We start from the raw sequence: 26,376 nt of genomic DNA on the forward strand, positions 1-26,376 counted from the left end.
GCGACACTATGGGGCTTGATCCTCTTATGACGCTGCTGTTTTTATACCTGGGCTTTAAGATAAGCGGGATTGCCGGGATGATTCTGGCAGTACCTGTTGGCATGCTGTTTTTAAATATGTATGAGTTCGGGGCCTTTAATTCTTTTATTGGCAGCATAAAAACACTGATCCATGATATTAATGCGTTCCGCAAGGGACCGGATTAAATTTTATCATTGATGGAGGAAACACCATGGGGGTATGCCCGTATACCTGGAAAGCATGGGCAGGAAAGAGGAAACGATGAAAAAGAATACAAAGCTGAGAATCGCGTTATGCCTTACAGCCGGTATTATGACCTTAAAAGCAACCGCAGTACCCAAGGACGGATTTTCTTCGGAGGCATGGAAGCTGGAAAACGGACAATATGTGGATGCCTCCGGTATCCCTATTGAAGGCGCTCTGGAAAAGGGAATTACCGTATCAAAGTATCAGAACCGCCAGAATGAGTCAAAGGTTGGGATCGATTGGAAGAAGGTGGCACAGGATGGAATTTCCTTTGCATGGTGCGGATCGGTTATCTCAATGACATGGATCCCTATTATTCCATAAATATGAAAGGAGCAGCGGAAGGCGGGCTAAAGACCGGTGTGTTTTTCTACACCCAGGCTCTTGATACCCAGACTGCAATAGAGGAAGCCAGGTATGTCCTTCGGATGGTGAAGGATTACCAGATTTCCTATCCCATTGCATATGATGTGGAATCCCAGCACCTTCTTGATAATCGTTTATCAAAGCAGCAGATTACGGACAATATCAATGCATTCTGCAAGACCATTTCGGATGCAGGATACCGGCCGGTGGTCTATGCCAACAACAAATGGCTGACCAATTACATTGATATGAAACAGATACCCTATGATGTCTGGTATGCCAGATATGGCTCTGTAAACAACTATAAGAACCGTACCATCTGGCAGTGCACGGACCAGGGAAGAGTGGAAGGGATCGATGGAGATGTTACCATTGAGTTCTCCTTTGCGGATTACAGCGCCCTGATTCCTTCGGAAGGCTGGAAAAGTATTGACGGAAACCGGTATTATACCAAAAATTATGTAAAACAGACCGGTTGGATCCAGGTGGGAGGCACCTGGTATTATCTTGATTCCAATGGCATCATGATTCATGATACGACCATGGATATAGACGGAGTTACCTACACCTTTGGCTCTGACGGAGCCATGGTACAATGACAGGATTAATGGAGTTTTGACGTGAAGACAGAAAATAATTTAGATACAGATGAAATCAGAGGATTGGTGTGGAGGTTGGCAATTCCCTCCATGCTGGCCCAGTTTGTAAGTGTTTTTTACAGCATTGTAGACCGAATGTACATAGGGAATATCGCCGGAACAGGTGAGATTTCATTGGCAGGGGTAGGAATCTGCGGCCCCATTGTGACCATGATCTCCTCTGTTGCTTTTTTAGTAGGCGTAGGAGGCTCTCCTTTAATGAGCATCCGCATGGGGGAGAAAAACCAGCGGGCGGCCAGTCAGATCCTGGCAAACTGTTTTTTGCTTTTAACGGTTCTGTCGGTGGTGATCACCGTTTCTGCCTTTATGGTAAAAGAAAGGCTTTTGATGTGGTTTGGAGCCAGCGAAGCGACTTTTTCTTATGCCAATGATTACCTTAGCATATGCCTGTTGGGCACTATTTTTGCTCTTTTGTCAACAGGGATGAACCAGTTCATCATCTGTCAGGGCTTTGCAAAAACTGGTATGAAGTCGGTTCTTTTAGGGGCCGTATGCAATATCATTCTGGACCCGGTGTTTATGTTTGTGTTTGGCCTGGAGGTACGGGGAGCTGCAATCGCCACGGTTCTGTCTCAGATGGCTTCCTGCATCTATGTGCTCCGGTTCCTGTTTGGAAATAAGCCCCCTATCCGGATCACCTTTGGCGGTTATGACTGGCAGATCATGAAACGGGTTCTGCTGCTGGGCTTAAGTCCTTTTCTCATCATTGCATTTGATAATATTTTAATCATATTCTTAAACATGATGATCCAGCATTACGGCGGAGAGGGCCAGGGAGACATGCTTCTCACCTGCATGACCATCGTACAAAGCTTTATGCTGATGGTTACCATGCCTCTTGGAGGGATCACCGGCGGGACCCAGACCATATTAGGGTATAATTACGGAGCGGGAAGGCCTGACAGGATTAAAAAGGCAAGCCTTCATATTTCAGGTCTGGCTCTTGGATTTACCACCATAATGTTTATCCTGGCTCATACGGTTCCTGAGTATTTTGTACTCATCTTTACTAAAAATGAGGCTTACGTGAATCTGACGGTATGGGCTATTAAGATTTATACCATGGGCATCATACCTCTGGCCCTGCAGTATGCGGTCGTAGACGGATTTGTGGGAATGGGAGCCGCAAAAGTCGCAATTTCCCTTTCCATGTTCAGGAAGGTGATATTTCTAGGCGGTGCCGCTCTTATACCGGTCTGGTTTAGTATTGAAAAAATATTTTATATAGAGCCTGTTTCGGATTTTATCAGCGTAGCCGTGTCACTGACCGTGACTTTACTGGTGTTTGAACGGGTCATTAGAAAAAAAGAGACGGAAAACTGTTGACACATGGCAGGAAATAATGAATCCTGGAAATGGAGGTCGTATTTATGAAGATTGCAGTAACTTATGACAGCGGGGAAATATTCCAGCATTTTGGAAAAACAGAGCATTTTAAGGTTTACCAGATAGAAGAGAAAAAGATAGCATCCGCGGAGGTAGTTGATACAGAGGGAAGCGGACATGGTGCATTGGCGGAGTTCTTAAAAGGGCTGGGCGCTGATGCCGTGATTTGCGGCGGAATCGGAGAGGGCGCCAGAACCTCTTTAAGCAAGGCAGGAATCCGGTTATATCCCGGAGTATCCGGCGCTGCGGATCCTGCGGTGGAAGCTTTATTGGACGGAAGCTTAAATTATAACCTGGAAGCGTGCTGCAGCCATCATGGAAAACACGGACACTAAACCTTAAAGAAAGACTGTGGAGCAAACGGAATCAGAAGATTCCGTTTGCTCCACGGTCTTTTCATTTCTGATTAAGAACCGGTTGACTGGTAACGGGACAGTCCAAACTTCCACAAAAGGCCGGCAGGAACCAAAAAGAGACAGGCGGCCAGAGGAAGAAGGCTGTACCGGGGATCAGACGCCTTTCCCGTAAGATATAAAAGGGATAATACTGAAACAGGGCAAAGGGAACCAGGTAAGTACAGATGGTCAGAAGAGTTTTCCCATAGATGCCAATGGGATATTTCCCATATTCTCTTGCTCCGTCAGTAAATACATTCATAAACTCCAGTCCCTCCAGGGTGAAAAAGCATATGGAGGCAAAAATCAGATAAATGGCTGCGAACACCGCCACCCCTCCTGTGATCATAAGGATAACGGTCACAACCCGGACAGGTTCCAGGTGATGGAACTGAAATTCAGGCCATAGGCAAGCATAACAGCGGCCTGTAAAAGCCGGCCGATTCTGGTCAGCTCTATTTTGCTGCATAGGACCAGAAACAGGCTGCCTCTTGGCCGGAGAAGGATGCGGTCAAATTCTCCGTTCCCGATGATGGTTTCAAAGGTGTCCAGGCTTCGGAAGATGGCCTCAGCAATCGTATAGGCCATAAGCGTAATGGAAAAACAGAGCAGAACCTCTCCGTAGGAAAAGCCCTTTACTTCTTTAAAACGGTCCATCATAAAGCGGACTCCAAGAAATATATTAAAGGATATTAAAAACTGTCCTATGGTGGTTAAAAGGAAAGAAGCCTTATGCTGCATCATGCTTTTTAAGTGTATGAGAAGATATTTTTCATATAACCGGATTGAATTCATGGTATCCCTCCTTTCAACCGCCCTGGATCACAAGGCGCTTTAAGGCACCCCGTTCCATGACCTGACCGATAACAAGGAACACTGCCAGCCAGAATACCTGTCCCAGAAGGCTTGCATACATATCATATCCTTTCAAGTCGCCGCCGAATATCCGGAAAGGAACATTCTGGGCCGATGCAAAAGGCAAAAAGTTCACAAATTCCCTGATCCCGTCCGGCAGGAAAGGAAGAGGGATGGCCGCACCGCTTAAAAACTCGGAAAGGGAGGTGACGATCAGTTTGATTCCCTGGGAGGAAATGGTGTAAAAAAAACGGACATGTATACCACCATACCAAAGGCAACCACAAAAAGAAGCCCCAGGGTCATGGACAAAAGGGTAAAAAAACCATGTGTGGATGTTTCCGGGAAGTGCAAGGCCGTAAGGAGCCGGCAGCAGCCAGGCGAACAAAAGGATAGGCATGCACCGCAGGACTGCCTTGGAAAGGCGGACCGCAAGACTCCTGGTAAACCACATATGGTAAAGGCGGACAGGGCGGCATAGCTCGTAGGCTACATTTCCGGTGGTAATGGATTGAAACAGCTCAGCTTCCCAGAACCAGGTCATGTAAAGGGCCAGAAATGCCTGCTGGAGCCATATGTAGGTGGAAAGTGCCTGGAATTCCATGGGAAAGCTTTCCGGTGCAGCTTCATAAAAGGCCCGGAATAAAAGAAGCTCCATGGTTCCCCATATGAACTGGGTGACAATGCCGGAAAGGGCGGCTGCCCGGTATTGAAGTCCGTGGATAAAACGGATGCGGAAAAAAAGACCAGTATTTTTTTCATAATTTTTCCTCCTATATCCGGTAATCCCGGTAAAGGGCGGCAATGATCTCATCCAGTGTGGCCTCTTCCCTGGGACGGTGGGATTTTAAATCGGAAAGAGTACCGTCCAAAAGCAGCCGTCCTCTCCCAATTAAGAGGACCCTGTCTGCCAGAGCGTCAATGTCCTGCATATCATGGGTTGTAAGAAGGACCGTAGTCTTGTGTTCCCGGTTCTGCTTTCGGATGAAGTCCCGGACTGCAAGCTTGGATACTGCATCCAGACCAATGGTGGCTCATCCAGAAACAGGATTTTAGGCCTGTGGAGAAGGGAGGCTGCGATCTCACAGCGCATCCGCTGGCCCAATGACAGCTGCCTGGCCGGAGTGCGCAAAAGCTCACCTAAGGATAAAAGCCCGGTCAGCTCATCAAGGGTTTCCTGGTATTGGTTTGTGGGGATTTCGTAGATGTCGCGGAGCAGTTCAAAGGAATCAAGGATGGGGACATCCCACCAAAGCTGGCTGCGCTGGCCGAACACAACGCCAATGTCCTTTACATGCTCCCTGCGTTCCTTCCATGGGATACGGCCATTGATCAGGCAGGTGCCGTTATCCGGTGTGAGTATTCCGCTTAGAATTTTGATGGTGGAGCTTTTACCTGCTCCGTTAGGTCCGATATAGCCTACCATTTCTCCGTCTCCTATGGTAAAGGAAATATCGTAAAGAGCGTGGATGATTTCCGCCTCTCTGTGAAAAAGGGCCTTTAAAGCTTCTGAAAAGCCGGCACTTCTTCTTGAGACCTTAAAGGTCTTGTTCATGTGTTCCACTTGAATCATATAGGTTCCTCCTGGTAGTAATATTTGTGAATCCGTTCTTTCCGGCAGCGGGCAGTTCTTATTAAAATAAGAAACTTGTCATGACCAGTCAGAGGATCCCAATATCTTGCCAAGCGGTGAGCGCCATTGGATCAACCAATGAAAACGCTGCTCTCCGAAATCAGAAATTATCCGTTTCCGGGGACTCTACCGTGGTATCAATATTCTCTTTTCCTGAATATCAGATGTGAGATTAGATTGGAAAAGGAACTTTAGTCTACCACCGCCGTTAAAGGCTGTCAAGTGGGCAGAAAAAAATGCTTGACAAATCATGAAAAAGTGATAATATAAACATATGAACAGTTGTTCATATAATAATATTAGGATTAAGGAGGTACCAAATGGAGCAGGATAACAAAAAAAACATTCAGGATTATGAAATCGACCAATGCGATTTTATCTGCGTTCATGAAAACGTGGTAAATCAGGTGTTAAAGGCCATGCCCCAGGATCAGGAGCTTCTTGATCTGGCGGATTTTTTCAAAGTGTTTGGTGATGCTACCAGGATAAAAATCCTCTACGTACTCAGTCAGTCGGAGATGTGCGTGTGCGATATTGCCAATCTTCTGAAAATGGGGCAGTCAGCCATTTCCCATCAGCTTCGGATCTTGAAGCAGATGCGTCTGGTGAAGTTCCGCAGAGAAGGAAAGACCGTATTTTACTCCCTTGCCGACGGCCATATCGAATCGATTCTGGCCCAGGGATGGAGCATATCAATGAGTGATTAAGATAATAATAATAAATGAAAAAGGAGAGTATAGGTTATGAAAAAGATTGTTAAGCTGGAAGGTTTATGCTGTGCCAACTGTGCAGCCAAGATTGAAGAAGAGGTAAAAAAATTAGACGGTGTGGAAAGCGCATCCTTAAGCTTTATGACCCAGCGGATGACCATGGAAGTCGAAGAAAACAGATCAGATGAAATTATGGAAGCGGCAAGAAAGATATCAAATAAAATTGAGCCGGAAGCAGAATTTAAGGTATTGCGGTAAGAGAAAAGGAGAGGCTATGACAAAGAAACAGAAACAGATGGCAATAAGACTTGTAGTCAGCGCCTTGTTTTTTGCAGCAGGAATGTTTGTGGAAGAAAAAAACCGCCGGGTATTGGATGCTCTTTTTGATCTCTTATCTGGCAGCAGGATATGATATTCCTTTAAGAGCACTTCGGAATATTAAAAACGGCCAGATTTTCGATGAAAACTTTCTCATGTCAGTGGCAACCTTCGGCGCTATCGGTATCGGGGCTTTGGAAGAAGCGGTAGGAGTTATGCTGTTTTACCAGGTGGGTGAACTCTTTAATGACTACGCGGTAAACAAGTCCAGAAAGTCAATCACCGAGCTTATGGATATTAATCCGGAATATGCCAACCTTCTTAGGGATGGGAAAGAAGAGAAAGTAGACCCTTATGAAGTGTCTGTTGGGGATAGGATCGTAATAAAGCCGGGAGAAAAGGTACCCCTTGACGGCATCGTTGTAAAGGGGAACGGAGGGCTGGATACCAAGGCCCTGACCGGAGAATCCATGCCTGTGGAAGTGAAGGAAAAGGATGCGATATTCAGCGGTTCCATCAACTTAAACGGTGTTTTGGAGGTTGAGGTAACAAAGATCTTTGATGACTCTACGGTTGCAAAGATTCTGGAGCTGGTGGAAAATGCCAGCTTTAGAAAGGCAAAGGCCGAAAACTTTATTACCAGGTTCGCAAAAATCTATACACCGGTGGTGGTAGGCCTGGCGCTTATCCTGGCAGTGATTCCTCCGCTTGTATTTGGCGGTGAATGGGGAACCTGGATTTACCGTGCCTGCAGCTTCCTGGTTGTTTCCTGTCCCTGTGCGCTGGTGATTTCCGTGCCTCTAAGCTTTTTTGGAGGTCTGGGCGCTGCCTCCAGACATGGAATTCTTATGAAGGGAAGCAATTACCTGGAAGCCATGGCTTCTTTGGAGACAGTTGTCTTTGACAAGACAGGAACCCTTACAACAGGGAAATTTAAGGTTACAGATGTAGACCCTGTGGAAGGAACAAAGGAAGAGCTTTTAAGGCTGGCGGCTTATGGTGAGTTTCATTCCAACCATCCCATTGCCTTATCGGTGAAGGAAGCCTATGGAAAACCTGTTGATGAGAGTTTTATCGACAGTGTGGAAGAAATTGCAGGATATGGCATCAGAGCAGAGATTAAAGAGGATGACAGAGAGCATGAACTTTATATCGGCAATGCAAGGCTTATGGAGCAGCAGGGAATTGCAATCACTGACCAGGGGCCTGTAACAGGAACATCTCTTTATGTGGCGGATGGAGGGCGCTATCTTGGCTCCATTACCATTTCCGACACCATTCGCGAAGATGTGCCCATGGCCTTAAAAGGATTAAAGGCGGCCGGAGTCAGGAAGCTGGTGATGCTGACCGGTGATAAGCCGGAGGTTGGTCAGGCGGTTGGAGAAAGGCTGGGTCTTGACGAGGTTCACGGAGGACTGCTTCCCGGTGATAAGGTTGGAAAGGTAGAAGAGCTGTTATCAAGGAAACAGGAAGGGCTTAACCTGGCCTTTGTAGGCGACGGTATCAATGACGCTCCGGTCCTTGCCCGGGCAGATGTGGGAATCGCCATGGGAGGAATCGGCTCCGATGCGGCAGTAGAAGCCGCGGATGTGGTGATCATGACAGATGAACCGTCAAAGATTATTGATGCCATTGCAATCGCAAGAAAAACCGCCAGAATTGTTAAGCAGAATATCATTTTTGCCATTGGTGTGAAAGTGCTCATTCTTCTGTTGTCGGCGGCAGGAATTGCGACTATGTGGGCAGCCGTATTTGGAGACGTAGGCGTCTCGGTACTTGCTATTTTAAATGCCATCCGGGCTTTAGCATATCAAAGTAATAAATAAAAATATTGACAAATTTTTTTTCTAGCTGTTATATTTTACACATATGACGGGGTGGTGCGAAGATGGTCCATTGATGTGAGACTGTATTCGCCTACCCTTTTTTTTCCTGTTACAGGAAAGCGGGGTTTTTATGGTTTTTTAAGAAGGGAGATAGCATTATGAGCAAGTACAGCAAAGAAGATATATTCCGGATAGTAGAAGAAGAGGATGTGGAATTTATCCGTCTTCAGTTCACTGATATTTTCGGTATGCTTAAGAATGTTGCCATTACAAAAAGCATGCTTGGGAAGGCTCTTGATAACCGCTGCATGTTTGACGGTTCTTCCATTGAAGGCTTTGTGAGAATAGAAGAATCCGATATGTATCTTTACCCGGATCTTGATACTTTTGAGATCTTTCCGTGGCGTCCCCAGCAGGGGAAGGTTGCCCGCCTGATGTGCGATGTATATAGTCCGGACAGGACGCCTTTTGAAGGCGACCCCAGATTCGTGCTCAAAAAGGTGATAAAGAAAGCAAAAGACATGGGATTTGAATTCCATGCGGGACCAGAATGTGAATTCTTTCTTTTCCATACGGATGAAGAGGGACGTCCCACAACGGATACCCATGAAACGGCAAGCTATTTTGATGTGGCGCCCATTGACCTGGCTGAGAATGTCCGCCGGGACATGGTGCTGAATCTGGAAGAAATGGGATTCATGATCGAGGCTTCCCACCATGAAATATCGCCGGGGCAGCACGAAATCGATTTTCAGTATGCAGAGGGCATGGTGACAGCGGATAACATCATGACTTTTAAAATGGCGGTAAAGTCCATTGCCAAGCGCCACGGACTTCACGCTACCTTTATGCCAAAGCCCAAGGCAGGCGTCAATGGCTCCGGAATGCACATCAACATGTCCCTGTCTGATTTAAAGGGCAGCAATATGTTTGAGGACTCATCCGATGAGCTTGGCTTAAGCAGGGTTGCCTACCAGTTCATAGCCGGAATCCTTTATCATATGAAAGGGATGACCATACTCACCAATCCGCTGGTCAATTCCTATAAGCGTCTTGTTCCCGGATACGATGCCCCGGTTTACATTGCATGGTCAGCCAAGGCAAACAGAAGCCCCTTAATCCGCATCCCGGCTTCCAGAGGAGCAGGAACAAGGATCGAGCTTCGCTGCCCGGATCCTGCCGTCAACCCATACCTGGCTTTAGCCGCTTGTCTGGCTGCCGGCCTTGATGGGATCGAAAAGGAGATGACTCCGCCGGAGAGCGTTGACAGGAACATTTTCGCCATGCTGCCGGAGGAGATTTTGGAAAAGGGAATTGAGCATCTGCCGGAGACCCTGGGAGAAGCCATCGAAGCCTTCCGTAAGGACGATTTTATGAAAAAAGTGCTGGGCGAACACATCTTTACCAAATACCTGGAAGCCAAGGAAACCGAGTGGCATCTGTTCCGGGCCCAGGTAACAGATTGGGAAGTAGAAGAATACCTGTATAAATATTAATGTTTCTGGTACGATTATCTGGAGGTGAGAGTGTTTGACCAATGTGATAGTGGCATTTTCCAGAGAAGAGGATGCAAAAAATATTAAAAATATTCTTGTGAGAAACGGCTTTACGGTAGCAGCGGTCTGCACCTCCGGTGCCCAGGCGGTAAACAGCGCCGACGAGCTGGGCAGTGGAATCGTTGTATGTGGCTGCAGGTTTGCAGATATGGTATTTTACGAGCTTTACGAATGTCTTCCAAAAGGCATGCAGATGCTTCTTTTGGTGTCCCCCAGCCAGTGGAGCGGCAGAGCGCCTGAAGGTGTGGTCTGTCTTGGCCATCCTTTAAAGGTACAGGACCTGGTAAGCACCCTGGAAATGATGGTGGAATCCCTTGCCAAAAGGCGGAAGAAGTTAAAAAGCCAGCCAAAAGAGCGGAGCGGCGAAGAGAAAGAATTGATCAGAGAGGCAAAGGAGCTTTTGATGGAACGGAACCATATGTCTGAGACGGATGCCTACCGGTACATCCAGAAATGCAGCATGGACAGCGGAACCAATATGGTGGAAACCGCCCAGATGATCATGAGCCTGATCAATCGATAGTTATGGGAGAGAATGATGAAATTTACAAAGATGCAGGGAATCGGTAACGACTACGTATATATCAATTGTTTTGAAGAATCCGTGGAAGCTCCGGAGGAGCTTGCGAAAAAGGTCAGCGACCGCCATTTTGGCATTGGATCTGATGGGCTGATCCTTATCTACCCGTCAGAAACAGCGGACTGCCGCATGAGGATGTTCAACTCCGACGGCACGGAGAGCCAGATGTGCGGCAATGGCATCCGTTGCGTGGGAAAATATGTTTACGATCATCATCTGGTGGAAAAGACGGAATTCGATGTGGAGACAGGGGCAGGGATCAAGCACTTAAAGGTTAAGCCTGAGAATGGCAGGGCTGTTCAGATCACGGTGGACATGGGAGTGCCGGAGATCACCAGTCAGGTACCGGAGCCCATCTGCATTGACGGAAAGGACTATGAGTTCATCGGCATTTCCATGGGAAATCCCCATGCCATTTACTATATGGATCACATTGACGGCCTGGATTTAGAGGCCATTGGACCTGCTTTTGAAAACCATGAACGCTTCCCGGAACGGACGAATTCGGAATTTATCCAGGTGGTGAACCGGAATTACATCCGCATGCGGGTGTGGGAGCGGGGGAGCGGGGAAACCTGGGCCTGCGGGACAGGGGCCACTGCCAGCGCGGTTGCCTCTGCCTTAAGCGGCCGCACCTCCCACACTGTGGAGGTGGAATTAAAAGGCGGCAATCTGACCATACACTGGGACCGGGAAGGAAGCGGCCATGTGTTCATGACCGGACCGGCAGTAGAGGTGTTTGAGGGAAAATTCGACATAAATAATCTTTAAGGTAACAGGAGGAACCTATGGTAAAAATCAATGAAAACTACTTAAAGCTTCCGGGAAGCTATCTTTTTTCTACCATTGCAAAAAAGGTAAATGCCTTTACTGAGGCAAATCCCCAAAAGAAGATCATCAGGCTGGGAATCGGCGATGTGACCCAGCCCATTGCGCCAGTCATTATAAACGCTCTTCATGAAGCTGTGGATGAGATGGGGCATAAGGAGACCTTTCATGGCTATGCGCCGGACCTGGGCTATGGATTTTTAAGGGAAATCATTGCAAAGGAAGATTACATTGCCAGAGGCTGTGACATATCCCCTGATGAGATTTTTGTTTCGGATGGGGCAAAGAGCGATTGCGGAAATATCCAGGAGATCTTTGATGAAAGCTGCCGTATCGCAGTCTGTGACCCGGTTTATCCGGTTTATGTGGATTCCAATGCCATGGCAGGAAGAACAGGGGTATATGAGGAAGAGGCAGGTAAGTGGAGCAATGTGATTTATATGCCCTGTACGGCTGAGAACCATTTTGTGCCGGAGCTTCCTGAAGAGACACCGGATCTCATTTACTTATGCGTTCCAGGCAATCCCACCGGTACGACCCTGACAAGGGACCAGTTAAAGGTATGGGTGGATTATGCCAATGCCAATGGCGCAGTGATCCTTTATGATGCTGCCTATGAAGCTTATATCGCTCAGGATGATGTGCCCCATTCCATCTTTGAGATCGAAGGTGCGAACACCTGTGCCATCGAATTTCGTTCCTTTTCCAAAAATGCAGGCTTTACCGGGGTCCGCCTGGGCTTTACCGTCATTCCAAAGGCCTTGAAAAGGGGAGGGGTTTCCCTTCATTCTCTATGGGCCAGACGTCATGGAACCAAATTTAACGGTGCCCCCTACATCGTTCAGAAGGCAGGGGCAGCGGTCTATTCGGCCGAGGGAAAAGCCCAGCTAAAGGAACAGGTGGCCTATTACATGAGAAATGCAAAAGTCATTTACATGGGACTAAAGGAAGCTGGCTGCCAGGTTTACGGCGGCGTCAACGCCCCATATATCTGGTTAAAGGTACCGGCGGGAATGACCTCCTGGGAATTTTTTTGACCGCCTCCTTGAAGAGGCCGGCGTGGTGGGAACTCCTGGAAGCGGATTTGGGCCAAGCGGCGAAGGATACTTCCGTTTGACCGCATTTGGCACCTATGAGAATACCCTGGAGGCCATTGACCGGATTAAGAAAATGCCATCCCTTAAAAAAATAAGCATTGACAAGTTTTTGATGATTGGTTATGATAAATTTAAGAAAGATCCATAAAAGTGGAGTTTGATTTAAAAGAACAAAAGCGTTCGGTGCCCTGGCGGTACTGACGCTTTTCTTCTTTTTGGGAGGAAGAAATGGATGACATCGATAAGAAAATAGTGAAGACATTACAAGAGAATGCCCGGGCATCCCTAAAGAATATAGCGGAAACCACCTTTCTGTCTTCTCCCGCAGTTTCCGCCAGAATTGAAAAGCTGGAGCGGGAAAAAATCATCACCGGATATCATGCTGCGGTGGATTCAAGGAAGCTGGGATATCACATTACCGCATTTGTAAGTCTTGATGTTTCTCCGGCGGATAAGATCCGGTTTTATGGGGAAATGGAGTCCATTTCCAATGTGCTGGAGTGCAACTGCGTCACAGGAGAATACTCCATGCTGGTCAAGGTGGCCTTTCCAAGTACCATGGAGCTGGACATTTTTATTGGGCAGCTGCAGAAATATGGAAAGACCAGCACCCAGATCGTATTTTCTACTCCGGTAGGGCCAAGAGATATGGATGTAATGGCGGAATTAGGAGAAAAAGAATAAATGTGGTACAAAAAAAGTGGTACCGAGAAGGCTGCTTTTACATACTTTATATAATAGAAGTATGTGAAGGGAGTTTTTCTTTTGGCTGAGAGAATGATCGTAGTAATAGATGCCGGTCACGGCGGCACGGACCAGGTGCGTCCTATGGCGGACGGCAGGAAAAAGATGATAACTTAAGGCTTGCGATGGCTGTGGGAAGAATTCTTGCAGACAACGGAATTGATGTCAGGTATACCAGAACTGACGATACCTATAATACGCCCCTTGAGAAGGCCACCATGGCCAACGAAACGGAAGCAGACTTCCTTGTTTCCATTCACAGAAATGCCATGCCGGTTCCAGGTACCGGTTCCGGAATAGAGGTTATTGTATTTGAAGATAAAGGGGCACCGGGCATGCTGGCCAAAAACATAGGCGAAGCTTAAATAAAACTGGATTCGCCAATTTAGGCACAGTGGAACGTCCGGGTCTGGTAATTCTCAGGCGGACAAAATTTCCAACAGTTATGGTGGAAGTTGGATTTATTGATAACGAAATGGATAATGATTTGTTTGATCAGAATTTTCAGGATATTGCCCAGGCCATTGCAGATGGTATCCTGAATTCCATAAAAGAACAGGAAGATACACGTCCCGAATATTATCAGGTGCAGACAGGAGCATTCCGGGTTCACACTCTGGCCGAAAATGAGGTTAATAATTTAAAGGCCCAGGGGTTCCCGGCATTTGTAGTCTATGAAGACGGACTTTATAAGGTTCGTGTAGGAGCCTTCCGGAATATTGATAATGCGGTGCGCATGGAGCAGACTCTCAGGCGGTTCGGATATAATACGTTCATGGTAAAAAGACCGGCTGTGTCATGAAATCCGGCCGCAGGGAAGCAGGCTTTTGGAAAAAGCAACGCCCTGCGGCTTTTTGACGTCCGTTTAAAGAACTGTCAGTAATGGCTGGAACCAGGGGAAAGATGTATTAGAAGCGGTTAAAAAGGCATAGGATATACCATATATATAAAATTCAGGAGGAATTGCTTGGAGTATATCAGTGAACTTTTAAAGGGTGTTATCATTGGTGTGGCTAACATACTTCCCGGCATCAGCGGGGGAATGCTGGCCATTACCATGGGAGTGTATGATAAGATTATTCATGCGGTAACGCAGCTGTTTAAGGAGCCTTTAAAAAGCATTCGGGTTCTCCTTCCCTATGGGGTGGGGGCAGTGGCCGGCATTGTTTTTCTTTCTCTGGCATTTGAATATCTTTTTCATACATATCCGCTCCAGACCAAAATGGCCTTTTTAGGCATGATCGGCGGCGGGCTTCCTTCCTTGTTTCAAAAATCATTTTCAAAAGACCGGGCAGACAGAAGGAAAGGGATATTAACGGCTGTTCTTACCTGCGGCGCGGTCATTCTCATCACCTTTATCGCTGAAACAACCATTACTTCCGGCAGCAGCGGGGAGGGAATGAATATGGCTTCCGGCGCGGCTTATCTTTCTTCTGAAAAATTCTGGGTAATCACGCTGTTTTTCGTGGGCCTGGTAGCTGCGGCCACCATGGTGGTTCCGGGGGTGAGTGGGTCCATGATTATGATGATGCTGGGTTTTTACGAACCCATACTGCAAACAAATAATGCCTGCATAAGAGCCCTTTCTACCTTTGATTTCCAAAGCCTTTTGTCCAATGGAGTGGTGCTGGCGCCTTACGTAACTGGTCTTTTCATAGGCGTTTTTCTGTTTGCCAAGGTGGTGGAACGTCTGCTTACCCGCCATGAACACCAAATGTACCGGGTTATTATAGGTCTGGTATTTTCCTCTCCTTTTGTCATCTTGTGGGATATGCCGTGGGAAAGAGTGAAGCTGTATGAGCTTTTGGGAGGAATCGCTCTGGCTTTACTTGGATATGTGGCGGCCGAGCTGCTGGGGGGAGAAGGATAGCAAAGGACAGGAAAATAAAAGGAGAAAGGTCTTTTTAGTGCAACAAGACCTTTCTCCTTTTTTATGAATACTCTGCGATTCGTGTGATCCCTACATAAATGTGGGAAATCCTGTACCATGTGGCAAAATCAATGATGCCGGTTACGGGAAGCCTGAAAATGGACTGGAACTGCCGGACTGCTTCGGCGGTGGCAGGACCGTAGATTCCGTCGGCTGTGATACGGGGAATCGCGGTATAGACGGTAGCGATTGTATCAAGCTGTTCCTGTACCTGCTGGACCTTATCTCCGCTGGCACCGATGGTTAAATTATAACCGGGGAAGGATGAGGGGATCCCGGATACCTGTTCGGCGGTGTTGATATACATATTGCTTCCATAATAATGCCGCAGTATTTCAATGGCGGAATAGCCCTGTTCTCCAAGGGTGCAGCTTCCCCACTGGGACATCCAGTTGGGGCACTGGACTGTTGCCGTCACAGTACTGGGTAAGTATTGGCTGCCTGATGCCGGGGCGGGATAAGTAACTGTTGAAGATTTCATCCACAACCTGGGAAATGCTGTCATAAATGTTTCGTCCATAAATCCATTTATGGTCAAAGGCTGTGGAAGATGTTATGGTGAAATCATAACCCTGGTTCCTATACCATTCCGTATAAACCCGGTTTAAGGTAAAACTCATAATTGCCAGTACATTGGCGGTTATGGAAGCACGGGGCCAGGTGGCGTAAATTTCGCTGGAAGCCACGTTTTTAATATAATCACGGTAAGGAACGTAATAATTTTTAGCTGTCGGGTCGGTTGGAACTCCGTCGTGAACCACGATTGTCTGAGGAACTACCACACGGCTTAAAACGATTTCTCCCGTCTCTGCCGTAGGTTTTACTTCGGCTTCTGCAATTTTAGGAGGATATTCACCATATAGGGTGTGGTCCGGGATAACAATGGGAACGTCCGGAGATACTTCGTCCTCAATGGGAATCATGCGCACCGGCTGTATGGCTGTGGTATCCGGAAGGATTTCCGTGCCGGAGATGGCGACGGGCTCAAAGCCCTGGGCCCGGATAAAGAGTGTGTATTCGGAGTAAGGCTGGGCAAGGCCGGGGGATAAGCTATAGTCAATGGGAGGAGCGGCAAGGTTGACCTGCTCCGTCTGGCCGGATGAATTAGTGGTAAGATGTTCCACCGTACTGTCAGGATCTCCTTTGTAAGAAATGGAAACTTCTGCGTCCCGGATGGGAAAGTTATTTTCCTCGGAAACCACATCGACCTGAAGAGCGCCGGAAGCAGCGGTTTCCTGTGCCACAACTGTCATGTATTTTTTCATAGAATGCCCCTTAATGAATTGATTATTATTAAATATATTAAGGGATAAAGGGAATAATTACAAAAGCTCCCGCAGGTTAAATATAAAATTTAATCCTGCGGGAAGCTTTTTAAAAAAAAGGATGATTTTGGTTCTTGAAACATGGACTCCACATAGTTACGCATTTCATCCCGGCTTTCAATGGTTCTTGCCCCGTCTACAATCCTGTCTCTCTCATGTTCCGTAAGGCCGGCAAACCGTGTCAGAATATCCGAGTGCTGTGCTAACTCCATGGTAAACCCAATGGGCAGTTCGCTGTTATCAATCATATTTTATCACCTCAGCTTTAGTCTGTGCGTTTTGTCCCGAAAGTATACTTTTGAAAAAAACAGCCATGTATTTTGTGCTTTTTTTTAGTTGTGATAATTCTTTACTATGCTGAAAAAGAATGTATAATATATCTAAAGGTATCGCTTTTTATGTACATCATGTAAAATCCAGAGGATATATTACAAAACAAGAGGTGACGTTATGGTAAATAATTTGGTATTACAAACAGATTTTGGACAGGGGGATGGCGCTGTATCTACGATGTATGGAGTTGCGTATTCTGTAAATGACAAAATAGTTGTATCGGATTTGACCCATGAGATCCCGCCATACGATATTTGGGTGGCGAGCTACAGACTGTATCAGACTGTTAAATACTGGCCGGAGAATACGGTGTTTGTATCTGTTGTAGATCCTGGAGTAGGCTCGGACAGAAGGTCAATTGCAGTTAAGACAAAGTCAAATCACTATATTATCACTCCTGACAATGGAACATTGACTCACATTATGCATTATGATGGACTTACAGAAGTCAGAGCCATTGATGAGGTGAAAAGCAGGCTGCCATATTCAGAGGAGAGCCACACATTCCATGGAAGAGATATCTATGCATATAACGGAGCCCGGCTTGCAGGAGGGGAGGTTGCTTTTGAAGATCTGGGTAAAATAATTCCTATAGAAGTATAGAAAGATTAAAGCTGGTGGATGCAAGACAAGACGGAAAGTCGGCCTTTGGAAGTATCGATGTTTTAGATGTCAGATTTGGATCGATCTGGACGAATATTCCAATTGAGTATATAAAAAATATCGGTATAAAGCATGGTGATAATCTTGAGGTTAAGATATACCATAAAGATAAAAAAAGTGTACCAGAATATAATTTTATTTGCAAAAAGTTTTGCAGATGTTAAAGTCGGCGAACCATTGGTTTACATCAATTCTCTTGTAAATATAGGCGTGGCAGTAAACCAGGACTCTTTTTCCAATCTATACCATATAGGAACAGGGGAAGACTGGACCATAGAGATTAGAAAGGCTCCGAGAGTTATATATGAAGAGGACTGATAAAAACCGGCAAATGCTGCAGACATTAGCGGCGGAATGGAGGGTAAAATGAAAAATAAATTTTCAGTAAGAACCGTTGTGGCCATTGGAATAGGAGCGGCTGTCTTTGTGATCCTGGGAAGATTTCTTGTGATTCCTACGGGGATTCCCAATACAAACATGGAGTTGACCCATCCTTTGTGGCACTTATGGCTACCATATTCGGACCTGTTGCAGGCGGACTCATTGCACTTATCGGACATGCATTAAAGGATTTTACTACATATGGTTCGGCATGGTGGTCCTGGGTTGTGTGTTCCGGTATCATGGGCGTGATTTATGGCCTGATCGGTAAAAAAATTGACATTGAGCATGGGATTTTTGGTAAAAAGGAATTGATCTTTTTTGTGATATGTGAGGCCATAACCAATATGGCAGTATGGGGAATCCTTGCTCCAACCCTGGATATTTTAGTATATTCTGAGCCTGCAAACAAAGTATATCTGCAGGGTATTATTTCAGGTGTCGTTAATACTGTAGTCACGGCAGTGGTTGGCGGAATCCTGATGAAAGCCTACGCTTCCACAAAAACAAAGGAAGGAAGTCTTAAAAAAAGATTAATGAGCAAAGGATTCACAAAGAAAAATGAGGAGTACACATGAAAGAACCTATTATTTCATTCAGGGATTTTACATTTAAATACTTATCTCAGGCAGAACCTACATTGAAAAATATAAACCTGGACATATATGAAGGGGAAAAGGTGCTTGTAATAGGTCCGTCAGGAAGTGGAAAATCAACGATTATCAAATGCATCAATGGTCTTATTCCAAATAAGGAGGAAGGCACATTGACTGGTGAAGTGCTTATAAAAGGGAAAAGTCTGCCTGGCTATTCCCTTTTTGACCTGTCATTTCTTACAGGAACAGTTCTTCAGGATACTGATTCACAGTTTATAGGATTAACGGTAGGCGAGGATATAGCTTTTTCACTGGAAAATGATAATGTGGCTCAGCAGGAAATGAAAGACAGGGTCCGGCATTGGGCAAAAGAGGTTAATATTGATAATTTTCTGTCGTCACGTCCCCAGGATCTTTCAGGAGGTCAAAAGCAGAGAGTTACAATGGCCGGAATATTAATAGACGAAAGCCCTGTTTTGCTTTTTGACGAACCTTTGGCAGCTCTTGACCCCCAAAGCGGACAGGAGGCAATAGAAATAATAGATACCATTCATAAAAAAGGCGGTTCAACGGTCATTATAGTGGAACACAGGCTGGAAGATGTTTTGTACAGACCTGTTGACAGAATTGTAGTATTTTATGATGGAGAAATAATTGCCAATATGGCAGAAGAGGAATTGCTGAAATCGGATATCTTAAAAAAACACGGATTAAGGGAACCTTTGTATATTACAGCTATGAAGTATGCAGGAGTAGATATAAAGTCCATGGAAAGGGTACGCATGGATCGTGCTGCACTGGATGGGAATATAGCAGGCAGGCTGGAGCAGTTTGCGGAAAGCGTTGAAAAAAAGCCGGAAGAGAATCAATATGAAGCTTCTCTTGTTTTGGAAAATATAAACTTCAGTTACAATAAGGAAAAGATAAATTTGGATAATATCAGCTTATCATTTAAGAAAGGGGAAATGATAAGCATTGTCGGAGAAAATGGGGCAGGTAAAACTACGCTGGCAAAGGCAATATGCAAATTTATAACTCCGGATTCCGGGAGAATTTTGCTTGAATCCAATGATATAAGCTCTGATTCCATAAAAGAACGGGCAGATAAAGTTGGTTTTGTCATGCAAAATCCCAATCAGATGATAAGTAAAAAGATGATCTTTGATGAGGTGGCATTAGGGCTCCGCCTTCGGGGAGCAGATGAAGATACAATAGAACAAAAAGTTAACAGTGTATTACAGGTGTGCGGACTGTACAGCTATCGTAAATGGCCCATAGCTGCATTGAGTTACGGACAAAAAAAGAGGGTGACCATAGCTTCCATTCTGGTTTTGGAGCCGGATTTTCTCATTCTGGATGAGCCGACAGCGGGTCAGGATTACAAAAATTATTCGGATATCATGGCATTTTTAGAAGAATTAAATGCCATGGGCAAGACGATTATAATGATTACACATGATATGCATTTAATGATAGAATATACTGACAGAACCATAGTTATGGCAAATTCCAAGGTAATTGCAGATACTGATCCGATTTCCGTTCTGACGGACAGAGATTTAATTAAGAAGGCAAGTCTGAAAGAGACAAGCTTATTTACATTGGGGGAAAAAAATGAATTTGAAAAATCCTGTGGAGTTTGTCCGGAAATTTATCAGCTATGACAGGAGGATGCGCAGTGACAGGCAATAAAACATTAGGCTATCATCCGGGTAACACAATCATACATCATTTAAGCGGAACATCAAAAATGTTGTTTTTTTTGATTGTTTCAGTTTCCTCAATGCTTACATATGATACAAGGCTTATTATTTTTATAAGCATATGTTCTCTTGCTTTAATTAAAATTTCCGATATACACTGGGAAGATATATCCTTTGTTATTAAATTTATCCTGTTTTTTTCTGTGTTGAATATTTTGGCAGTATATGTTTTTCAGCCTTCCTATGGGGAGATTTTATACGGAAGCAAGACCGTAATAATTGAAGGTTTCGGAAGATTCTATCTTACGCTGGAGGAATTATTTTATCTGATAAATCTGTGTTTAAAATATTTTGCAACGATTCCGTTGGTCGTAGTATTTTTATTGACCACTGATCCGTCAGAATTTGCAGGAAGTTTATCGAAAATCGGAGTAAGCTATAAGATAAGCTATGCCGTATCTCTGGCATTAAGATATATTCCGGACATACAGGAAGAGTATTTCAGCATATCCTCATCCCAGATGGCAAGAGGATATGAAATATCTGAAAAAGGTAAGCTGAGAGAAAGAATCAAAGGCGCGGCGAATATTGTTTTGCCTTTGATTTTATCCAGCCTGGACAGAATAGAGACAATCTCTACTGCTATGGAACTTCGCCGTTTTGGTGAAAAGGAAAAACGCACGTTTTACAGTGAAAAACCTTTTTCAAAGCTGGACTATTTAACCGTTATTTCTGCATTTCTGATTTTGGGAATGACCATTTTATTATCTTACATAAATAAAGGGAGATTTTATAATCCATTTTAACCTCATCAAGTAAGTCCCCACTTCAATGTCGGGAAGGCATAAGTGGCGGTCGGGATTCACTTATGTCAGAAGGGGCTTGCCCCTTCTGACAAGCTGGGATAGCAGCTATGAGGCTATGGTCGGCGGAGCGGGGCACGCTGTGAGCAAGTAGGGTCGCAGCTTGGGAATTTTGCTGCTTATTTTGAACATGACATTGATGTGTGTCTGACACAACCGGAATATGTCAAAGCCATTAGGTGTAGGATAACGGTAAAAAGAATTTTAAAAGGATTGTTGGTCTTTAAAAAAATTGATTTAGTCAGATATTCCTTTATTCCACCAAAGAAGTTTCGACAGCTTCGTGAAATTGAATAGACTTTGCGTTATCAAATGTGGTATAATAAAGACAACATTATTATTGGAAAAATATAATCTTGGTGTGTAATAAAATAATTATGAAGGAGTGTGATATCATGGCATTGACCAATGAAGATTTACAGGCCATAGCAGCATTAATGGACGAAAAAGTTAATCCCATAAGGACTGATATACAAGATATGAAGACGGACATTAATGATATGAAGACAAACATTAATAATATGAAGTCAGACATTAATGATATGAAGACAGATATCATTAATATGAAATCTGATATCAATAAGTTGTCCGACAGAATAGAAGTTCTGGAAATCAAGCAGGATGTCACATCACGTAAAATTGAAGATCTTACGTATCGTGTCGCCAGTTTGGAGCATTATAGCAAAAAGGAGTTTACAAAGAATAACGATCAAATAGAAACGTTAATAACAGTTTTGGAAGTAAAAAAATATTTTGCCCAAACAAGCGTAGCGGTTACGCATAAGCATTGGCTATAACAATTATATGACACCATATTTTTTGAGGATTTATTATAAAAACATAACAAATATCAGAACCAGTTGAATTGTATTATATAAAAAGCGTAAAGTCTAAGAAATAGGCTATACGCTTTTTATTAAATTTTGTGACTTTTTTTAAAGCGACCTAAAGCGTGAAAAAAACAGTTGAAAAATGTCGCGTAATCATGTATAATCTATACAATTTGGGCAGATACCAGAGAAATACCCTACGGTATACCTTTATGCCCGGACACCATGGCAATAACAGAGAAAGGACAGGACTTTGCGTATGAAAGCTTTTTTTAATACTGGAAGACGGTACTGTATTTACAGGATCGAGCATTGGTTCAACCCGGGAAGTGATCAGTGAGATCGTATTTAATACTTCCATGACAGGTTATTTAGAAGTCCTCACCGACCCCTCCTATGCGGGGCAGGCGGTTGTGATGACATATCCCCTGATTGGTAATTACGGGATATGTATGAAGATATGGAATCATTAAAACCATGGCCGGATGGCTACATTGTCAGAGAATTATCTAGAATTCCCAGCAACTTTAGAAGCGGGGATACCCTTCAGCATTTCTTAAAAGAACATAACATTCCAGGTATCAGTGGTATCGATACAAGAGCCCTTACAAAAATTCTAAGAGAAAAAGGTACTATGAACGGCATGATCACGACCGATGAAGGTTTTGACCTTGACGAAGTCATTTTGCGTATGAAAACATATTCTGTGACCGGTGTGGTAGGGAAAGCCACCTGCAGGGAAAAATATGTTCTTCCCGGCGACGGAAAAAAAAGTAGCCCTTCTGGACCTTGGGGCAAAGAAAAATATTGCCCGCTCCTTACAGGAGAGAGGCTGTGAAGTGACGGTTTACCCTGCATCTGCGAAAGCAGAAGAGATTCTCTCCAGCCGCCCTGATGGAATTATGCTGTCCAACGGGCCTGGTGATCCCAAGGAATGCGTGGAAATCATTGAAGAGATAAAGAAAATATACGAATCCAATGTACCTGTTTTTGCCATCTGCCTGGGACACCAGCTTATGGCCCTTGCTGCCGGAGCGGATACCCATAAGCTGAAATACGGCCACAGGGGCGGAAATCATCCGGTAAAGGATTTGGAAACCGGGCGGGTATACATATCCTCCCAGAATCATGGCTATGTGGTTGATGTGGATACCATTGATCCGGCAGTGGCTGTTCCTGCCTTTGTCAACGTAAACGATGGGACCAATGAGGGACTGAAATATACGGATAAAAATATATTTACCGTACAGTACCATCCGGAGGCATGTCCGGGACCCCAGGATTCCAGCTACTTATTTGACCGGTTTATTAAAATGATGGAGGTAGGAAAATAATGCCAAAGAATCTGGATATTAAAAAAAGTGCTCGTTCTTGGCTCCGGCCCTATTGTCATCGGCCAGGCAGCAGAATTTGATTATGCCGGAACCCAGGCCTGCCGTTCCTTAAAAGAAGAGGGAATCGAAGTAGTCCTGCTAAATTCCAACCCGGCAACCATCATGACGGATAAGGACATTGCGGATAAGGTCTACATTGAACCTCTGACCATAGAGGTGGTGGAACAGCTTATTTTAAAGGAAAGACCGGACAGTGTCCTTCCCACCCTCGGAGGCCAGGCAGGCTTAAACCTTGCCATGGAACTGGATGATAAGGGATTTTTAAAAGAGCATAAGGTGCGCCTGATCGGAACCACAGCCCTTACCATTAAGAAGGCGGAGGACCGGGAGCTGTTTAAAGAGACCATGGAAAAGATCGGCGAACCGGTGGCTCCCTCTGATATAGTAGAACATGTGGAAGACGGCCTTAAGGTGGCGGAAAAGATTGGATATCCTGTGGTGCTTCGGCCAGCCTATACCCTGGGAGGTTCCGGGGGAGGCATTGCTGAAAATCCGGGGCAGTGCCGGGAGATCCTGGAAAATGGTCTCCGTTTATCCCGCGTTGGACAGGTTCTTGTGGAACGCTGCATCGCAGGCTGGAAGGAGATTGAGTACGAGGTGATGCGTGACGGTGCAGGCAACGTGATCACCGTATGCAATATGGAAAACATCGACCCGGTAGGCGTTCATACCGGCGACAGCATTGTGGTGGCTCCTTCCCAGACCTTAGGGGATAAGGAATACCAGATGCTGCGCACCTCTGCCTTAAGGATCATCAGCGAGCTGGGAATCACAGGAGGCTGTAATGTACAGTATGCCCTTCACCCGGAAAGCTTTGAGTACTGCGTCATCGAGGTAAATCCCAGGGTCAGCCGTTCCTCGGCCCTGGCCTCCAAGGCAACCGGTTACCCAATAGCAAAGGTTGCGGCCAAGATCGCTCTGGGATATAACCTGGATGAAATAAAGAATGCGGTAACAAAGAAGACCTACGCCAGCTTTGAGCCGATGTTAGATTACTGCGTGGTCAAGATGCCCCGCCTTCCCTTTGACAAATTCTTAAGCGCCAAGAGGAATCTGGGGACCCAGATGAAGGCCACCGGAGAGGTCATGAGCATCTGTACTAATTTTGAGGGCGGTCTCATGAAGGCTATCCGTTCCCTGGAACAGAATGTGGACAGCCTGATGTCCTATGATTTTACAGGGCTTACGGATGAGGAACTGGCAGAGACCCTTTCCCGTGTAGACGACAGAAGGGTATGGGTCATTGCCGAAGCATTAAGAAGAGGCTTTTCCTATGAAAGGATTCATGATATTACAAAAATTGATATATGGTTTATTGATAAGCTGGCAATTCTTGTGGAAATGGAAGAAGCCTTAAGAAAGGGCCTCTTACCCTGGATTTATTAAAGGAAGCAAAGAGGATTAAATTTCCGGATACGGTCATTTCAAAGCTGACAGGAATACCCTGGCAGGAAATCCGCCGGATGAGAAAGGATAACGGCATTGCGGCAGCATTCAAAATGGTGGATACCTGCGCAGCCGAATTTGCCGCTGAAACCCCTTACTATTATTCCTGTTTTGGAAGTGAGAATGAGGTGGTAAAAACCTCTGGAAAAAAGAAAGTGCTGGTTCTTGGCTCCGGTCCCATCCGCATCGGACAGGGAATTGAATTTGACTTCTGTTCGGTTCACAGCACATGGAGCTTTAGAAGGGAAGGCTATGAGACGATTATAGTCAATAACAATCCGGAGACCGTGAGCACTGACTTTGATATTGCGGATAAGCTGTATTTTGAACCCCTTACCCCGGAAGATGTGGAGAGCATTGTTGACATTGAAAAGCCTGACGGAGCGGTGGTCCAGTTCGGCGGCCAGACGGCCATTAAGCTGACGGAAGCCCTGATCAATATGGGAGTCCCCATTCTGGGAACGGCTGCAGAGGATGTGGATGCGGCAGAGGATCGGGAGCTGTTTGATAAGATTCTGGAAGAATGCAGGATTCCAAGGCCAGCAGGCCAGACAGTATTTACGGCAGAAGAAGCCAAGAGGGCGGCAGGAGAGCTTGGATATCCGGTACTGGTAAGGCCCTCCTATGTGCTAGGGGGCCAGGGCATGCAGATTGCCATTTCTGACCAGGATATCGATGAATTTATTGGGATCATCAACCAGATCGCACAGGAACACCCCATTTTGGTGGATAAATATATCCCGGGCAAGGAAATTGAAGTGGATGCGGTTTGCGACGGTGAGAATATTCTGATTCCCGGAATCATGGAGCATATGGAAAGAGCCGGCGTGCACTCCGGTGACAGCATTTCCATATATCCGGCCCAGAGCATAAGTGAAACCGTAAAGGAAAAGCTGGTGGAATATACAAGAAGGCTTTCTAAAGCCTTACATGTTAAGGGCATGATCAACATTCAATTCATTGTAAGCGGGGAGGAAGTATATGTTATTGAGGTAAATCCCCGGTCTTCCCGTACTGTGCCTTATATCAGCAAAGTGACAGGGATCCCCATTGTTCCTTTAGCAACCCAGGTCATATGCGGGCACACCATCAGGGAGCTGGGGTATGAACCGGACTTGCTCGGCCGGCAGATTATATCGCTGTAAAAATGCCTGTATTCTCCTTTGAAAAGATCCGGGGCGCCGATGTAAGCCTTGGACCGGAGATGAAATCCACCGGAGAGTGCTTAGGGATAGCAAAGACCTTTAATGAGGCTCTTTACAAGGCGTTTGCAGGGGCAGGGATCAAGCTCCCAAAGCATAAGAACATGATCATAACCGTGAAGGATTCCGATAAGGAAGAGATCATCGACATTGCAAGAAGGTTCCAGGCCCAGGGCTATAAGATATTTTCCACATCAGGTACGGCCAGGGCGCTTAACAGCCATGGGATAAAGGCTTTTATGGTCCGTAAGCTGGAACAGGAATCACCAAACCTTCTGGACCTGATCCTGGGCCATGAGATCGATCTTATCATTGATACTCCGACGCAGGGAGCGGACAGAAGCAGAGATGGATTTGTGATCCGCAGAAATGCAATAGAGACCGGTGTTACGGTTTTGACCTCTCTGGATACGGCGGCAGCCTTAGTGACCAGTATGGAGAATAAAGCAAAAGAACTGACACTGGTTGATATTGCCCGGATTTAACCGAA

Annotated in this window: 27 protein-coding genes and 5 pseudogenes; 26 read left to right on the forward strand and 6 right to left on the reverse strand. The window is 45.5% G+C overall.

The window, feature by feature from the left end; all coding sequences use genetic code 11:
- The first annotated feature begins 8 nt into the window (after positions 1-8).
- From JCM10519_RS26225 to JCM10519_RS04250, 5 genes are all read left to right on the forward strand, one after another.
- Positions 9-206 (forward strand): hypothetical protein, encoded by a 198-nt coding sequence (locus tag JCM10519_RS26225; RefSeq protein WP_347843080.1) that lies wholly within the window; start codon positions 9-11, stop codon positions 204-206.
- 76 nt (positions 207-282) lie between these two features.
- Complete coding sequence (locus JCM10519_RS26230) at positions 283-591, forward strand: hypothetical protein (protein WP_347843081.1); 309 nt, start codon at positions 283-285, stop codon at positions 589-591.
- Positions 543-1,232, forward strand: coding sequence for a GH25 family lysozyme (locus JCM10519_RS04240; protein ID WP_347843082.1), 690 nt, complete (start codon positions 543-545; stop codon positions 1,230-1,232). The genes JCM10519_RS26230 and JCM10519_RS04240 overlap by 49 nt, the downstream gene beginning before the upstream one ends.
- Before the next feature lie 21 nt (positions 1,233-1,253).
- Positions 1,254-2,618: an MATE family efflux transporter gene (locus tag JCM10519_RS04245; RefSeq protein WP_054738065.1), complete on the forward strand. Its 1,365-nt coding sequence runs from the start codon at positions 1,254-1,256 to the stop codon at positions 2,616-2,618.
- Positions 2,619-2,662: 44 nt separating this feature from the next.
- Positions 2,663-3,013, forward strand: coding sequence for a NifB/NifX family molybdenum-iron cluster-binding protein (locus JCM10519_RS04250; protein WP_054738066.1), 351 nt, complete (start codon positions 2,663-2,665; stop codon positions 3,011-3,013).
- Between the two features lie 61 nt (positions 3,014-3,074).
- Here JCM10519_RS04250 and JCM10519_RS26235 read toward each other — a convergent pair whose 3' ends face one another.
- The 4 genes from JCM10519_RS26235 to JCM10519_RS04265 form a co-directional block, all read right to left on the reverse strand.
- Positions 3,075-3,437, reverse strand: coding sequence for an ABC-2 family transporter protein (locus tag JCM10519_RS26235; RefSeq protein WP_347843083.1), 363 nt, complete (start codon positions 3,435-3,437; stop codon positions 3,075-3,077).
- Positions 3,434-3,868 (reverse strand): ABC-2 family transporter protein, encoded by a 435-nt coding sequence (locus JCM10519_RS26240; protein ID WP_347843084.1) that lies wholly within the window; start codon positions 3,866-3,868, stop codon positions 3,434-3,436. The genes JCM10519_RS26235 and JCM10519_RS26240 overlap by 4 nt, the downstream gene beginning before the upstream one ends.
- 13 nt (positions 3,869-3,881) lie before the next feature.
- Positions 3,882-4,742, reverse strand: coding sequence for an ABC-2 family transporter protein (locus JCM10519_RS04260; protein ID WP_347843085.1), 861 nt, complete (start codon positions 4,740-4,742; stop codon positions 3,882-3,884).
- 78 nt (positions 4,743-4,820) lie between these two features.
- Positions 4,821-5,501, reverse strand: coding sequence for an ATP-binding cassette domain-containing protein (locus JCM10519_RS04265; RefSeq protein WP_347843086.1), 681 nt, complete (start codon positions 5,499-5,501; stop codon positions 4,821-4,823).
- Between the two features lie 380 nt (positions 5,502-5,881).
- Between JCM10519_RS04265 and JCM10519_RS04270 the strand changes: the two genes are divergently transcribed.
- The 11 genes and pseudogenes from JCM10519_RS04270 (at position 5,882) to JCM10519_RS04315 (ending at position 15,090) form a co-directional block, all read left to right on the forward strand.
- Complete coding sequence (locus JCM10519_RS04270; protein WP_054738067.1) at positions 5,882-6,268, forward strand: metalloregulator ArsR/SmtB family transcription factor; 387 nt, start codon at positions 5,882-5,884, stop codon at positions 6,266-6,268.
- A 36-nt stretch (positions 6,269-6,304) separates the two neighbouring features.
- Positions 6,305-6,529, forward strand: coding sequence for a cation transporter (locus JCM10519_RS04275; protein WP_054738068.1), 225 nt, complete (start codon positions 6,305-6,307; stop codon positions 6,527-6,529).
- Positions 6,530-6,615: 86 nt separating this feature from the next.
- The gene (locus tag JCM10519_RS04280) at positions 6,616-8,415 is read left to right on the forward strand and encodes a heavy metal translocating P-type ATPase (RefSeq protein ID WP_347843087.1); all 1,800 of its coding nucleotides are present in this window, start codon (positions 6,616-6,618) and stop codon (positions 8,413-8,415) included.
- A 158-nt stretch (positions 8,416-8,573) separates the two neighbouring features.
- A complete protein-coding gene (gene glnA / locus JCM10519_RS04285; protein ID WP_054738069.1) occupies positions 8,574-9,911 on the forward strand; it encodes a type I glutamate--ammonia ligase in 1,338 nt (445 codons plus the stop codon).
- Positions 9,912-9,945: 34 nt separating this feature from the next.
- Positions 9,946-10,494 (forward strand): ANTAR domain-containing protein, encoded by a 549-nt coding sequence (locus tag JCM10519_RS04290; RefSeq protein WP_054738070.1) that lies wholly within the window; start codon positions 9,946-9,948, stop codon positions 10,492-10,494.
- A 15-nt stretch (positions 10,495-10,509) separates the two neighbouring features.
- A complete protein-coding gene (gene dapF, locus JCM10519_RS04295) occupies positions 10,510-11,322 on the forward strand; it encodes a diaminopimelate epimerase (protein ID WP_054738071.1) in 813 nt (270 codons plus the stop codon).
- Between the two features lie 17 nt (positions 11,323-11,339).
- Positions 11,340-12,624 (forward strand): annotated as a pseudogene (locus JCM10519_RS04300) (LL-diaminopimelate aminotransferase).
- A gap of 80 nt (positions 12,625-12,704) precedes the next feature.
- Positions 12,705-13,160: an AsnC family transcriptional regulator gene (locus JCM10519_RS04305; RefSeq protein WP_054738072.1), complete on the forward strand. Its 456-nt coding sequence runs from the start codon at positions 12,705-12,707 to the stop codon at positions 13,158-13,160.
- Positions 13,161-13,345: 185 nt separating this feature from the next.
- On the forward strand, positions 13,346-13,585 hold the full coding sequence (locus JCM10519_RS26245; protein WP_347843088.1) for an N-acetylmuramoyl-L-alanine amidase: 240 nt from the start codon (positions 13,346-13,348) through the stop codon (positions 13,583-13,585).
- 29 nt (positions 13,586-13,614) lie between these two features.
- Entirely contained in the window at positions 13,615-14,022 is a 408-nt protein-coding gene (locus JCM10519_RS26250) for an SPOR domain-containing protein (RefSeq protein WP_347843089.1), read from the forward strand.
- Between the two features lie 165 nt (positions 14,023-14,187).
- Positions 14,188-15,090, forward strand: coding sequence for a DUF368 domain-containing protein (locus tag JCM10519_RS04315; protein ID WP_054738073.1), 903 nt, complete (start codon positions 14,188-14,190; stop codon positions 15,088-15,090).
- Positions 15,091-15,151: 61 nt separating this feature from the next.
- Here JCM10519_RS04315 and JCM10519_RS04320 read toward each other — a convergent pair.
- Both JCM10519_RS04320 and JCM10519_RS04325 read right to left on the reverse strand, forming a co-directional pair.
- Positions 15,152-16,415 (reverse strand): annotated as a pseudogene (locus tag JCM10519_RS04320) (peptidoglycan-binding protein).
- Between the two features lie 89 nt (positions 16,416-16,504).
- A complete protein-coding gene (locus tag JCM10519_RS04325) occupies positions 16,505-16,723 on the reverse strand; it encodes a hypothetical protein (RefSeq protein WP_054738074.1) in 219 nt (72 codons plus the stop codon).
- 202 nt (positions 16,724-16,925) lie between these two features.
- Between JCM10519_RS04325 and JCM10519_RS26255 the strand changes: the two genes are divergently transcribed.
- The 10 genes and pseudogenes from JCM10519_RS26255 (at position 16,926) to carB (ending at position 26,371) form a co-directional block, all read left to right on the forward strand.
- On the forward strand, positions 16,926-17,411 hold the full coding sequence (locus JCM10519_RS26255) for an SAM-dependent chlorinase/fluorinase (protein ID WP_347843090.1): 486 nt from the start codon (positions 16,926-16,928) through the stop codon (positions 17,409-17,411).
- A 14-nt stretch (positions 17,412-17,425) separates the two neighbouring features.
- Positions 17,426-17,635, forward strand: a complete 210-nt coding sequence (locus JCM10519_RS26260) for an SAM hydroxide adenosyltransferase (protein WP_347843091.1) — start codon at positions 17,426-17,428, stop codon at positions 17,633-17,635.
- Positions 17,556-17,789: an SAM hydroxide adenosyltransferase gene (locus tag JCM10519_RS26265; RefSeq protein ID WP_347843092.1), complete on the forward strand. Its 234-nt coding sequence runs from the start codon at positions 17,556-17,558 to the stop codon at positions 17,787-17,789. Before JCM10519_RS26260 ends, JCM10519_RS26265 begins: the two co-directional genes overlap by 80 nt.
- A gap of 48 nt (positions 17,790-17,837) precedes the next feature.
- Positions 17,838-18,038, forward strand: coding sequence for an ECF transporter S component (locus tag JCM10519_RS26270; protein ID WP_347843093.1), 201 nt, complete (start codon positions 17,838-17,840; stop codon positions 18,036-18,038).
- Positions 17,978-18,430, forward strand: a complete 453-nt coding sequence (locus tag JCM10519_RS04335; protein WP_347843216.1) for an ECF-type riboflavin transporter substrate-binding protein — start codon at positions 17,978-17,980, stop codon at positions 18,428-18,430. Before JCM10519_RS26270 ends, JCM10519_RS04335 begins: the two co-directional genes overlap by 61 nt.
- Positions 18,427-20,140, forward strand: a pseudogene (locus JCM10519_RS04340) (ABC transporter ATP-binding protein). Before JCM10519_RS04335 ends, JCM10519_RS04340 begins: the two are co-directional and overlap by 4 nt.
- Positions 20,109-20,957 carry a CbiQ family ECF transporter T component gene (locus JCM10519_RS04345; RefSeq protein WP_054738075.1) on the forward strand — a complete coding sequence of 283 codons (849 nt, stop codon included), beginning with the start codon at positions 20,109-20,111 and terminating at the stop codon, positions 20,955-20,957. The pseudogene JCM10519_RS04340 and the gene JCM10519_RS04345 overlap by 32 nt, the downstream one beginning before the upstream one ends.
- A gap of 452 nt (positions 20,958-21,409) precedes the next feature.
- A complete protein-coding gene (locus JCM10519_RS04350) occupies positions 21,410-21,811 on the forward strand; it encodes a hypothetical protein (RefSeq protein WP_054738076.1) in 402 nt (133 codons plus the stop codon).
- A gap of 308 nt (positions 21,812-22,119) precedes the next feature.
- Positions 22,120-23,178: pseudogene (locus JCM10519_RS04355) on the forward strand (carbamoyl phosphate synthase small subunit).
- A pseudogene (gene carB, locus JCM10519_RS04360) lies at positions 23,178-26,371 on the forward strand (carbamoyl-phosphate synthase large subunit). Before JCM10519_RS04355 ends, carB begins: the two co-directional pseudogenes overlap by 1 nt.
- Positions 26,372-26,376: the final 5 nt, after the last annotated feature.

This window comes from Clostridium sp. NkU-1, from assembly GCA_001312405.1.